The 13,076-nt window shown below is 48.7% G+C and carries 13 protein-coding genes; 1 reads left to right on the top strand and 12 read right to left on the bottom strand.

Annotated features, from left to right (window positions below; all coding sequences use genetic code 11):
- Nucleotides 1-135: 135 nt before the first annotated feature.
- Entirely contained in the window at nt 136-345 is a 210-nt protein-coding gene (locus ACX1C1_RS19325) for a hypothetical protein (RefSeq protein ID WP_458953803.1), read from the bottom strand.
- A gap of 86 nt (nt 346-431) precedes the next feature.
- A complete protein-coding gene (locus ACX1C1_RS19320) occupies nt 432-566 on the bottom strand; it encodes a hypothetical protein (RefSeq protein WP_458953802.1) in 135 nt (44 codons plus the stop codon).
- A 146-nt stretch (nt 567-712) separates the two neighbouring features.
- Here ACX1C1_RS19320 and ACX1C1_RS19315 point away from each other — a divergent pair, with 146 nt between their 5' ends.
- The gene (locus ACX1C1_RS19315) at nt 713-1,450 is read left to right on the top strand and encodes an HAD family hydrolase (protein ID WP_458953801.1); all 738 of its coding nucleotides are present in this window, start codon (nt 713-715) and stop codon (nt 1,448-1,450) included.
- On the opposite strand, the gene ACX1C1_RS19310 is transcribed toward ACX1C1_RS19315, so the two are convergent.
- From ACX1C1_RS19310 to ACX1C1_RS19265, 10 genes are all read right to left on the bottom strand, one after another.
- A complete protein-coding gene (locus ACX1C1_RS19310; RefSeq protein ID WP_458953800.1) occupies nt 1,451-3,808 on the bottom strand; it encodes a type IA DNA topoisomerase in 2,358 nt (785 codons plus the stop codon).
- Nucleotides 3,809-3,850: 42 nt separating this feature from the next.
- Complete coding sequence (locus ACX1C1_RS19305; RefSeq protein WP_458953799.1) at nt 3,851-4,894, bottom strand: hypothetical protein; 1,044 nt, start codon at nt 4,892-4,894, stop codon at nt 3,851-3,853.
- 54 nt (nt 4,895-4,948) lie between these two features.
- On the bottom strand, nt 4,949-5,266 hold the full coding sequence (locus ACX1C1_RS19300) for a hypothetical protein (RefSeq protein ID WP_458953798.1): 318 nt from the start codon (nt 5,264-5,266) through the stop codon (nt 4,949-4,951).
- A gap of 133 nt (nt 5,267-5,399) precedes the next feature.
- A complete protein-coding gene (locus ACX1C1_RS19295) occupies nt 5,400-6,887 on the bottom strand; it encodes a glutamate synthase subunit beta (RefSeq protein ID WP_458953797.1) in 1,488 nt (495 codons plus the stop codon).
- A 238-nt stretch (nt 6,888-7,125) separates the two neighbouring features.
- Entirely contained in the window at nt 7,126-7,623 is a 498-nt protein-coding gene (locus ACX1C1_RS19290; RefSeq protein ID WP_458953796.1) for a dihydrofolate reductase, read from the bottom strand.
- Between the two features lie 21 nt (nt 7,624-7,644).
- Complete coding sequence (locus tag ACX1C1_RS19285) at nt 7,645-8,598, bottom strand: thymidylate synthase (RefSeq protein ID WP_458953795.1); 954 nt, start codon at nt 8,596-8,598, stop codon at nt 7,645-7,647.
- A 38-nt stretch (nt 8,599-8,636) separates the two neighbouring features.
- Nucleotides 8,637-9,155, bottom strand: coding sequence for an acyl-CoA thioesterase (locus ACX1C1_RS19280; protein ID WP_458953794.1), 519 nt, complete (start codon nt 9,153-9,155; stop codon nt 8,637-8,639).
- 149 nt (nt 9,156-9,304) lie between these two features.
- Nucleotides 9,305-10,720, bottom strand: a complete 1,416-nt coding sequence (gene lpdA, locus ACX1C1_RS19275; protein WP_458953793.1) for a dihydrolipoyl dehydrogenase — start codon at nt 10,718-10,720, stop codon at nt 9,305-9,307.
- A gap of 3 nt (nt 10,721-10,723) precedes the next feature.
- Entirely contained in the window at nt 10,724-12,025 is a 1,302-nt protein-coding gene (locus tag ACX1C1_RS19270) for a dihydrolipoamide acetyltransferase family protein (protein ID WP_458953792.1), read from the bottom strand.
- Nucleotides 12,026-12,091: 66 nt separating this feature from the next.
- Nucleotides 12,092-13,069, bottom strand: coding sequence for an alpha-ketoacid dehydrogenase subunit beta (locus ACX1C1_RS19265; protein ID WP_458953791.1), 978 nt, complete (start codon nt 13,067-13,069; stop codon nt 12,092-12,094).
- Nucleotides 13,070-13,076: the final 7 nt, after the last annotated feature.

The following is a 13,076-nucleotide window of genomic DNA, read 5'->3' as shown; positions in this document are numbered from 1 at the left end:
CACGAAAATTGCGAGATTGTCTGGTTTTCAGAAGTTTAAAATATTTTTACGCGCACCTAGCCCGCGTTCTGTTCTCTTGGCAGCCCCGTCTGGCTTGTGTGACGGCACAACCAGCTTTATACACTGGGCTTGCCTTTAACCAGGATTCGATGAGCCAGTCATTGTAGCGCTAACAAATACAGTGGCATAATCCGGGTTCGGATTGATGGAGATGCCAAGAATGCCCGATCCCTTCAATATCGTAATCAATGCCGTATTTCTCGAAGTAATGCCTGAGCATAAACTTGGGATCGCTGCCTGGCATTCCTCCTTCGTCGGTCCTCTTATCAGAAAAAAAATCACCACAAAAAAGAAACCCAACGTTTTTAATAAACGTGAGTTTCTTTCTTCTCCTATCGAATAGAACTTATCATCATTTACCTATTTTCCATTTACGGCTGCTTATTAATTCCGTTCAAGCTAGGCGGTCTTTTAGCTGTTTTTTCTGATTTTACCGATTGTTCCGTTTCAGTCATGCTGGCTTCATTGTGGCGATTGTTCATTTTATTGCTTTTGTTATGCGGCATGTCATCACCTCCACTACCATTATGCGGAGCTTCCGTTCAATTTATGTAGCTTACGTACAAGTATCGACCTCCGGATTGACTACGTTAGGCCTTTAAGGTAGATTGATCATACACAGCAATCGCCTTTCCAAAGGAGACCAACTCGTATGAAACAACAGATCCTGTTCGATTTAGATGATACCCTTATTTACTGTAACAAATACTTTTTCTTCGTCGTAGACCAATTCGTGGATTCCATGACGACATGGTTCCATGGCTATGAGCTCGTAAGCGCCAGCGCCGTTCGTGACATGCAGATGGAACGCGATATCCTGTTAATCGGGAACAGTGGATTCAAGAGTGAACATTTTCCCCAATCGTTTATCGATACGTACCATCACTTTAGTGACTTAAGCGGACGCAAACGTTCCATCGTCGAACAAGATTTCCTATGGAAGCTTGGCATGAGCGTTTATGATCACGAAACGGAGCCATATCCGCATATGGAGGAGACACTCGACACGCTGGCAAGCGCTGGTCATGAGCTCCATCTCTACACGGGAGGAGAGCTTCTTATCCAGCAACGAAAGATCGAAAAAATGAATTTGGCTCGTTATTTTGATATGAACCGCATATACATTCGCCAGCTCAAGAACAATGATGCGTTAGAACAAATTCTAGCCAATAATGCCTTTAACCGCGATGCTACCTGGATGATCGGCAATTCGATTCGCACCGATGTCGTCCCGGCATTGACAGCCGGCATTCATGCGATTCATATGCGCTCGCTCGAAGAGTGGCATTACAATGTCGTCCAGATCGATGTTCAGCCTAAGGGTGCTTTCTTGACGCTGGATCATCTGCGTGAAGTACCTGGGGCCATTCATGATTTCATCCAGAAGTGATCAATATTCTGTGGACAGCTCCCCGGTTGACGAATTACGAACGACGATTCGTCCTTCGACGGAGCTGCCATCTGCCAGGACCAGCTTCAGCTTCGCTGTTTTCCCTTTCTCGGCTAACGCCTTAACCTGCGTATCGGTTAAGCTGCGACCATAGCTCTCCTTCCAGATGACGAACGAGCATCCACTCCGATAATTAGAACAACCGTAACCTTTCCTGCCCATAAAGAGACGGCCTCCGCAGCCTGGTCTCGGACAAGCTGCAACAGTTCCGGGCTCAGTCGAGGCTGCTGCTGCATTCGAACGCGTTTGAACAGCCGTATTGGACGAGGACGCTTTGCCAGTGCTTCTGCTTGCGCTCGATCCTGCATTTCCGCCCGAAGCCTTAGTCGAAGCTACTGTGCTTTTACTGCTTTTCGCACTGCTTTGTCCGCTTGACGCCGCCGTTCTTCTACTTCGCGATGAGCTGGCACCCGCTCCTCTTGATTTGCCCCGCTCCGCTCCTTGCTCGGTCCCGAACAAAGCCACATCAGCACGCGACTGCACCTTCACCTTATCTACAATCATGGTCGCGAATTTTTTGACATTATCCATGAACTGTATGTTTGATGCCGCACCACGCGCAATCTCAGTTAGTCGTTTTTCCCACATTCCCGTCATTTCGGGCGAAGTTAACAATTCCACACCTGCTGCGCGAATAAGCTCGATGGCTGTGCTTCCTTTTTGCGTAACCATGATCCGTTTGCCTTGCATCTCGACGTATCCAACATTCTTGAGACGCTCGATCGTTGCTGCACGAGTCGCCGGGGTTCCAAGTCCGGAATCCTTCATCGCATCCCGTACTTCTTCATCCTCAATCTGCTTGCCAGCACTCTCCATTGCTTTGAGTAAGGTACCCTCCGTATAAGCTTTGGGCGGCTGCGTATCCTTTTCCTTCATGGCTGCTTTCTGACATAAAGCAGGAAGCTCCTTGTTCAAATGGAAAGGCTCATTGACTTCCTCCTCTTCCTCTGGCTCCTCGTCCTTACCCTTTTTGGAGGTTTTGTCCTTCCCTTTCCCCTGGTCGGCATAGATTACCTTCCAGCCTAAGCTGAGCAGCTCCTTCACATTGGTCTTAAAAGACTCTCGCTCAACTTCCGTTATAACAGTATGCGCTTTATATTCGGCCGCAGGATAGAACTGAGACAAAAACCGGCGTACGATCATGTCATATAGCTTCTGCTCGTCAGCTGACAAACCAGACGCTCTTCGATTGGTCGGAAGAATAGCGTGATGATCCTCGACTTTGCTAGGATTGCAGATTGCTTTGTTTCCTTTATGCACAAGCGAACGATTCGCGCCTTCCACCCATTCGTCATATGCAGTCCCCTTAAGTGCTTGCAACGTTTTGTGCATATCGGGGATATTTTGTTCCGTTACATAGTTAGAGTTTGTTCTGGGATAAGAGATGATTTTATGCTTCTCATAGAGTGCTTGAGCCGTATCCAGCGTCTTTTTGGCGGAGAAGCCGTACCTTCCATTAGCCTCACGCTGTAGAAGCGTCAGATCGTATAGCTTAAAGGGATATTCCTTTACATCCTTGATCTCGTAGGAAGCCACTTTACCTGACTTCCCATTAACCTTGTTAGCAATCGCTTCGGCTTTTTCCTTGTCCGTAATCCGCTCGCCTTGCCACATTCCGCGATAGATTGTTTCTTCTTGCTTGAAGGTCGCCTCCACCTCAAAATACTTCAGAGAAGTAAACGACTCAATCAGCTTTTGTCGATCATAAATAAGCGCAAGCACGGGCGTCTGAACCCGTCCTACGGATAACAACACATTATGTCTAGTCGTGAACGCGCGGGAGCCGTTCATGCCGATCAGCCAATCCGCTTCGCTTCGCGCGGTAGCCGCTTTGGTTAAGTTGTCATATTCGCTGCCTTCCTTAAGCTCCGCGAAACCCTTCCTAATCGTCTCCGGCGTAAGATCTGAGATCCACAGTCGCTTTACAGGCTGCTTGAGCCTAAGATGTCTCTGGATAAGCGAGAAAATGTATTGACCCTCTCGCCCGGCGTCACAGCCGTTTACAAGCGCATTACAGCGTTTGGCAAGCTCACCGATCACTTTGAGCTGATCGATCGTTTTTCGATTAGGCACTAGCCTGAATTGCTCCGGAATAATAGGCAGATGCTCGATGCTCCACTTCTTGTATTTGGCATCATACGCATCCGGCTCCGCAAGACCAATGAGATGACCGATCGCCCATGTAATAATATAATGTTCGCCTTCGATATACGTTCGGTGATTTTTGGCTTTGGGGTCGATGGCGGAAGCGATATTGCGCCCCATATCCGGTTTCTCTGCTATGACTAACGTCTTCACGATGAACCTCGCTCCCTCTTTCTTTACTTATCCGTCTCTTCTTTATGAGCTTGCATGGCTTAACTCCGCACGGATATCTCGCAGAATCGAAGACACGCCTTTGAACCAGTTCGGGTCTTCCGCGTATTCTCTATTAATCCATTCGATTGGATCGAAACCTGCCGGCCTGTCTTTGCTTAGACGATTAATTGTACGTGCCGCAATTGCGGACGATTGTTCGATGGATGTATTAAATTCCTTCCAACTATGAAACACATTGAACGGATTATTGGCTATTTCTTGCGCTCGTTTATTCGTCTTGGGTACAAAAGCTTGCTCTTGTCCCGTTATAGCGAACAGCAAAGCGGGATGAATATCAAATTCTTTGGCTGTATGCATAATAGCATCCAAATAAGGAGATTCAGCGAGCAATGAGTCTCGCTCACGCAGATATATGGCAAGTCTCTCTACATCAACATTCGTATATTTCAGATCTTGTGGCAACTCGTTAAGTGAAACAGCTTGCTCGATCGGCATCTCCTTCTGAAGGGCAGGCATAAGCATTGAAGGTCTGTCACCTTGCAGGACTGAAGTCGAACTTGTCCATGCGTAGATCACAGTTGATGCCACGATGAGAAGGCATAACAGCCCGTAAAGAAAGAAACGGTGTTTGATGCGCCGAACATGTTCGTATGGCATCGCGGATGATACTGACGTAACGGGGCTTGTATGTCTTGCTGAGCTGTTTGGGCGGAAGCTTAACTGTTGCGTTCCGTCCAACCTTTGAACCTGCTCATCCAACCAACGCCGCAGCGGAATCGCAACAGCTTCGTCTTGTTGATCGAGCTCCATACATACCTGATAAATATCATCAGCACGGACGGGGCGTTGTTCTTCAAGTACGATCGTGCGAATAAGTTTGTTTGTTAGCTTATATTGGGTCGAGGCTTCAAAATCAGGGAGCTGCCGGTGGATAACACGTGATACGGCATCGGCCACGATCTCCGCTCGTTTGTCGAGCGTCATCGAAGCATACTTTTTCCCTACGTAATTCCGTATATTCCGCACATCTCTTGGCGTCAGCACATAGGCATGATCGACAGTCATCCGCGTCTCCCCTTCACGCAAAGTCTCATATCGATTCTACCATAACTTCCCTGCTTACAGAGCAGATAGATTTGCAATCATTGCCTGTACAGGTTCGCTGTTGATATAGACGGTAATTTGCTCTTTCTCAAACGGTGTAAAGTTATATTCGCAATCACAATCTTCATCCTGTGGGAGAATCTGAACGATCGTGCCAGCATGCGTGCAAATCACCCAGATCGAGAAATCGATTATATCATCCGGCACAGGCGTCGTGTCAGCAAGCTCAGGCTGAAGCATAATATCCATCCACTGCTCATCGCGCTTCTCGATTTTGTGTGTGAAGGACAGAAACCGCAGCTCCGTTACCGTATCCATTCCATATTTGAACATTCATGACCCCTCCGCTCTTGTATTGTTTTCATCCCAATTTCATCTTAAAGCAAGAAAAAGCGCCCGAAGGCGCTTTATACAATGACAAAATAACAATCCTGCCATTCTCTGAGGCAATTTATTTCCGTTCACCTTATGGCAGCATGGAAGATCCCATCAAATATTTGTCTACTTCACGCGCTACCTCGCGTCCCTCGTTGATTGCCCATACAACCAAGCTTTGGCCACGACGCATGTCGCCTGCTGCGAATACTTTCTTCACATTCGTGTTGTATTCGCCGTAGGTTGCTTTCACGTTAGAACGACGATCTTGCTCCAGACCGAGCTGTTCGATCAAAGTCGTCTCAGGACCTTCGAAGCCGACGGCGATAAACACCAGATCAGCTGGCCATACTTTTTCTGTACCAGGAATATCTTTATAGATACGGCGACCCGTCTCGTCGACTGTACGCTCGATTTGAACCGTGTGCAATTCTTTCAGATTGCCATTCTCGTCACCGACGAACTTCTTCGTCAGAACGGAGAATGCGCGAGGATCTTCGCCGTAGAGAGCTTTCGCTTCCTCTTGTGCGTAATCTAGTGTATACACATTCGGGAATTGCGGCCATGGATTCGTGATCGGATCGCGTGTAAGCGGCGCTTTGCCAACCGTACCGAATTGTGTAACCGATTTGCAGCCATGACGAAGTGCAGTTGCCACGCAGTCTGTACCTGTGTCGCCGCCGCCGATAACAATTACGTTTTTGTCCTTCGCGGACAAGTAGTTGCCATCCTCAAGGTTCGAATCCAGGTAGCTCTTGATCGTACCGTTCAGATAATCCATCGCCATATGAACGCCATTTAGTTCGCGACCTTCGATTTCGACGTCGCGTGCTTTCGTTGCGCCACCGCAAAGGACAACTGCATCAAACTTCTCAACAAGCTCGCTTGCGGAAATATCTTTGCCGATCTCTGTATTGGTAACAAACTCGATACCTTCTTCGGTCATCAAGTCTACACGACGCTGCACAACATGTTTCTCCAGCTTCATTGTCGGGATGCCGTAAGTCAACAAACCGCCAATACGATCAGCACGCTCATAAACAGTTACCGTGTGGCCTGCTTTATTAAGCTGAGCCGCTGTCGCCATACCGGCAGGGCCGGAGCCAACTACCGCAACACGTTTGCCTGTGCGCACTTTCGGAGGCTGAGGCACAACCCAACCTTCTTCGAAACCACGATCGATTATAGCTTGTTCAATCGTTTTGATCGTAACAGCGTCGCCGATCAAACCAACCGTACAAGAGCCTTCGCACGGTGCAGGACAAACACGACCTGTAAATTCAGGGAAGTTATTGGTTTTATGCAGGCGATCCAGCGCTTCGCGCCATAATCCGCGGTAGATCAAGTTGTTCCATTCTGGGATCAGGTTGTTCACCGGACAACCCGAGACGGATCCTGCCAGTTCTATGCCTGTATGACAATACGGAGTGCCGCAATCCATGCAGCGCGCTCCTTGCGTACGAAGCTGCTCGTCACTAAGATGCTTGTGGAATTCGTTCCAATCCTTAATGCGCTCAATCGGGTCGCGATCGGCCGGCAATTCGCGCTGATATTCCATAAAACCCGTTGGTGTAGACATGATCGCTATTCCTCCATCCGTATTCCCGTATGCTGCTCGATCTTCTATCTCTCAAACTATATCGGGAATCCATTCATTATTCAACCGTTTCAACACAATGTAATTTCCGGTAACGATATTATATCATGCTAGCATTCCTTTGTTGAGATGGTTAATGGATTTTCCGCACAATCATTTGCATTTTATGACGAATTGTTCGCATAACCGTCATTCCTTTACCGTTTAGAAGGACTAAAGCTTATAAACGTGTATGTGATACGAATGTAAATGAGAATGGATTTCGTTCATCCTTCTCCTTGCGCTCCCCTACGGTACGTTTCCATTCGCTAGGAGAAAACACTGGAAACATGGCATCTCCGTCTTGTATTTCGGTCTCGACTTCCGTCAAAAGAATCGTATCTGCATATGGAAGAAACGCCGTATAGACTTCTGTGCCGCCGATAATCATCAACGGCTCTTCGCGATCTGAAGCGTACAATCGAATGGCTTCTTCCACCGAATGAACAATCTCGCAGCCTTCGAGCTGAAGCCCTACCTGTCTTGTCAACACGACATTACGCCGATTCGGAAGCGCCTTGCTCCCAATCGATTCAAAAGTTTTACGCCCCATCAACACCGTCTTCTCCAGCGTATTCGCCTTAAAATACGCCATCTCAGCCGGAAGCCTCCACGGCATTGCATTGCCTTTGCCAATCATTCGGTTGCGGTCCATGGCTGCAATTAATGTAATAGTCAATTTATCACCTCGATCATGACTTCAGACCGCGACAGGCGCCTTGATCGCAGGATGAGGCTCGTACCCTTGCAAGGTCAAATCCGACAGCTCAAATTCAAACGCAGAACGTTTATCTGCATTTAGAAGTAGCTTCGGCAATGGCTTCATGTCTCTGCTGAGCTGCGCTTCAATCTGATCCATATGATTATTGTAGATGTGCGCGTCACCGAGTGTATGGACGAAATCACCAACACCAAGCCCACATTCGTGCGCGATAAGATGAGTAAGCAGTGCGTAACTGGCAATATTGAAAGGAATGCCCAGAAAAATGTCTCCGCTCCTCTGATATAACTGGCAAGAGAGCTTGCCATCAGCCACATAGAACTGGAACATCGTATGACATGGAGGCAGCGCCATCGAAGGCACATCCTCCGGATTCCAAGCCGACACAATAAGCCTGCGCGAGTCCGGATTTCGTTTGATCGTATCGATGACGTCCTTTAACTGATCAATCGTTTCGCCTTGCGTCGTCTTCCACGCTCGCCATTGCTTGCCGTATACGTCGCCCAGCTCTCCATATACGCCGGCAAATGAATCATCGCTAAGGATCCGAGCCTTAAAAGCATCCATTTGTTCTTGGTAGGCAGTTGCAAACAACGGATCCCGTTGTGAACGCAGACCAAAATCAGTCATATCAGGTCCTGTATAATCATCGCTTTCTACAAAACGTTTGAAAGCCCACTCATTCCAGATATTGTTATTATGCTGCAACAAATACCGAATGTTTGTATCGCCCCGCATGAACCAGAGCAGCTCGCTCGCTACAAGTTTAAATGATACCCGCTTCGTGGTGAGAAGAGGAAAACCTTCTTCAAGCGGAAATCTCATCTGATACCCGAAGGTAGAGCGCGTACCTGTGCCTGTCCGATCTTCTTTGCGTACGCCGTCCTTCAATACGTCTCGCAGCAACTGCAAATATTGGTTTTCGCTGCTCATTTCGCAATCGCTCCTTGATTTTGTATCCAAATAGTATATCACGACTTTGTCGATCTGTCGCCTTTTCTGCGCTTACGCAGCTCATGCCGATCTGGTGCTGTATCGTATAAATTTTGCTCAAATTCGTTTTCAGGAATGACCTTAGGAACGCTTGTAGGACGACCAGATTCGTCTAGCGCGACGAAGGTAAAGAAGGCTGTAACCGTTGTCTGCCTTTTACCTGTATACAGATTCTCGGATACAACGGAAACGTAGATTTCCATGGAGCTGCGGCGCGTCCAGGTGACGAACGACTCCACTTCAATGACTTCCCCTACATATATCGGTGCAAGGAAGTCCAGACTGTCCGTTGATGCTGTGACTACCCTCTTACGCGCATGTCTCATGGCGGATATCGCTGCAACCTTATCCATGTATTCCATCAATTTGCCGCCGAACATCGTATCGTGTTGGTTGGTGTCCAGCGGGAAAATTAACTGCGTCATCAACGTTCTCGATTGTTTTGCAGATTTGGCCTCGGGGGAACTCTTCTCGGCATCAAAGTCGTTGGTTGTCATAACGTTCGCTCCTTTCCAATCCTATCTACTCATTACCATATACCTATCCACTTGCATATATGTACAAAGGAGAAAGGAGGCCGCACCGCAGTAAATATGCAGTGTGGCCTCCAAGGCAATACATCATAGATGTATTCGAATGTAACCTATTATTTGACGAATGTGTGGATTGGATGTCCAAGCGCAACTTCGGCTGCGTCAAGAACGATCTCTCCGAGTGTTGGGTGAGCATGAATCGTAAGCGCGATATCTTCAAGCGTTGCGCCCATCTCGATTGCAAGAGCCAGCTCAGCAATCATGTTGGAAGCTTCCAAGCCGATGATTTGCGCGCCGAGCAGCAATCCGGAATCCGCATCGGATACCAGCTTCACGAAACCTTCGTTAGCGTTAAGCGACATTGCGCGACCATTGATCGCGAACGGGAATTTGCCCACTTTTACATTGTGGCCGCTGTCTTTCGCTTCTTTTTCGCTGAGACCCACGCTTGCGCATTCTGGATCGGAGAAGCACACTGCTGGTACACACTTGTAATCAACAACGCTTGGTTGACCGGAAATCGCTTCTGCAGCTACGCGGCCTTCGTACATAGCCTTGTGCGCCAGTGCAGGACCAGCAATAATATCGCCGATCGCGAAGATATGCGGAATGCTCGTACGGCATTGTCCATCAACCTCGACAAGACCACGATCCGTCATTTTCACGCCGATCAAATCAAGACCAAGCTCGCCATCCGTGTTTGGACGACGGCCAACCGTAACAAGCAGGTAATCCGCTGTTACTTTCTCTTCTTTGTCGCCGACTGTGTAAGTAACCGTTACGTCTTTATCCGTTTGCTCAGCGCTCTTCGCTTGTGCGCCAGTTACGATATCAACATTAGTTCCTTTGAGCTTCTTAGCCACGATGGACGACATATCCTTGTCGAAGCCAGGAAGGATCGAATCGGAGCCTTCGATAACCGTTACTTTTGTGCCGAACTTAGAATACATTTGACCAAGCTCGATACCGATGTAGCCGCCGCCGATTACAACGAGGCTCTTCGGAATTTCCGGCAGACTAAGCGCGCCAGTCGAAGAAACAATACGTCCGCCGTAAGGGAATACTTTGAGCTCGATCGGACGGGAACCCGTCGCGATGATACAGTTCTTGAAACGGTAACGCGGAGCTTCTTGGTCGTTGAATACGCGTGCTTCATTTTCGTTGATGAACATCACTTCGCCATGGAAGTATTGGATCTTGTTCGCTTTCAACAGGGAAGCAACGCCGCCAGTCAGCTTCTTAACAATGCCGTTCTTGAACTCTTGCACTTTATTGAAATCAACCTTCGCTTCGCCAACTTCGATGCCGAAGGCGGAAGCATGGCTAATGGACTCATATTGGTGAGCTGCGGAGATCAACGCTTTGGAAGGGATACAGCCTACGTTTAGACAAACGCCGCCAACATGCTCCTTCTCCACGACCAGTACGTTCTGGCCGAGTTGTGCGGCACGGATTGCCGCGACGTATCCGCCGGGACCTGCGCCAATGACTAGAGTATCGATATCTAAGGAAGCATCTCCAACTACCATGTGTTAAACCTCCATAATGAACAGTTCAGGCTGCGCCAGAAGCTGCTTAATGTAATTCATAAAGTTTTGTGCTGTAGCGCCGTCAATGAGACGGTGGTCGAAGCTAAGCGACAATGCCATAACCGGAGCGGCAACGATCTCTCCGTTACGAACAACCGGCTTCTCCGAGATACGACCTGTACCAAGAATCGCAACTTCAGGGAAGTTGATAACCGGAGTAAAGAACATACCGCCAGCAGAACCGATGTTCGAAATCGAGATCGTGCTGCCTTTGAGCTCTGCAGCAGTCAGCTTGCCGTCACGACCGCGAGCCGCAAGGTCACGAATCGAATCGGCAACCATAAACAGGTTTTTGCGATCGGCATCTTCGATAACCGGAACGATCAAGCCATTATCCGTATCTGTTGCGATACCGATATTATAATATTTGCGGTAAACAACTTCTTGATTTGCTTCGTCCAGCGTCGAGTTCATAATAGGGAACTGACGGCAAGCAGCAACAAGCGCCTTGACGATAAACGGCAAGTAAGTCAGCTTGGAGCCTTTTTTCTCCGCATATGGCTTGTACTTCGCGCGTAGTGCTACGAGCTCCGTAACGTCCACTTCATCCATGATTGTAACGTGAGGCGCCGTGTATACCGACTTGACCATTGCATTAGCAATGGCTTTGCGGATACCTTTGAACGGTACGCGTTCTTCCGGACGGTAAGCCGTGCCGGATGCAGCTGGTGCTGCCGGCTTGTTGTCGCCAGCCGCTGGTGCTTCCGCTGCTGCCGGAGCCGCAACTGCTGCTTCAGTAGCTGTCGTCGCTGCAGGAGCACCGCCAAAGCCATTAACGTCTTCGCGAGTAATGCGGCCATTCTTGCCTGTGCCGGAAACTTGCGTTAGATCTACACCCTTCTCACGTGCGAATTTGCGAACGCTAGGCGTTGCAAGCACTTGAGCGTTAGAAGGTTTAGCTTCGCCTTGCGCAGGAGCAGATGGTGCAGCAGCGGCTGGAGCTGAAGCTGCTTCTTCCTTCTTCTCTTCTGCAGGAGCAGGTGTCGCAGTTTCTGGCAAATCGCCTTCCGCGTCGATAACGGCAACCAGCTCGCCAACATGGCATACCTGACCGTCCTTCACCAACACTTCTAGCACTGTGCCGTTTACTGGACAAGGGACTTCAACGATCGCCTTGTCGTTCTGAACTTCCATAATTATGTCGTCGTCCGTTACTTTCGCGCCCGGCTTGATCAATACTTTGACGATTTCGCCTTCATGAAGACCTTCGCCCAGCTCGGGGAATCGATATTCGAATTTAGCCACCGATGGCAACCTCCTTTATATCCTCTATATAACCGCCATTCCGAGAATTCCAATCCGCAGAATGTATTAGAAATTGATTACTTTCTGAGCAGCTGCCACGATACGGGCAGGAGTCGGCAACCACGCATCCTCGATCTGCGCGAATGGATACACTGTATCCGGACCGGAGACACGAAGTACAGGAGCTTCCAGATGAAGAATTGCTTTCTCGTTAATCTGAGCAATGACTTCCGCCGCTACGCCAGATGTTTTTTGAGCTTCTTGAACGACGATTGCACGGTTCGTCTTCTGGATCGAAGCTACGATTGTGTCAATATCAAGAGGTACAAGGGAACGAAGATCGATGATTTCAGCTTTGATGCCTTGTTTCTCAAGCTCATCTGCCGCTTTAACCGCTGTATGCACCATCATTCCATAAGCAATAATCGTTACGTCGCTGCCTTCGCGAACAACGTTTGCTTTGCCGATCTCAATCGTGTACTCGCCCTCAGGCACATCGGACTTGAACGCACGGTACAAGTTCAGATGCTCCATAAAGAAGACCGGATCGTTATCGCGGATCGCAGAGATCATCAGACCTTTGGCATCGTAAGGGTTCGAAGGAATAACGACCTTGATACCAGGGGTTTGAACAGCCAGACCCTCTAAGGAATCTGTATGCAGCTCAGCAGCTTTTACACCGCCGCCAAACGGCGTACGGAAAACGATTGGCGAGTTGTAACGTCCGCCGGAACGGTAACGCATACGAGCTGCTTGGATAAACATTTGATCAAGCGCTTCATAGATGAAACCTACGAATTGAATTTCTGCGATCGGACGGAAACCTTGAATACCCATGCCTACCGCCATACCCGCAATCGCGGATTCCGCAAGCGGCGTATCGAACACGCGTTCTTCCCCGAACTCTTCTTGCAAACCTTCTGTTACGCGGAACACACCGCCGACCTTACCAGCGTCCTCGCCGAAGATCAGCACGTTCGAATCACGTTTCAATTCTACGCGCATTGCATCGCGAATCGCTTCAAGCATATTCATTTGTGCCATTGTGGTT

The sequence above is a fragment of the Paenibacillus sp. strain BS8-2 genome, assembly GCF_054483835.1.
Note: the sequence above shows the minus strand (reverse complement) of the source record. Positions and strands in the feature narration are given on the sequence as shown.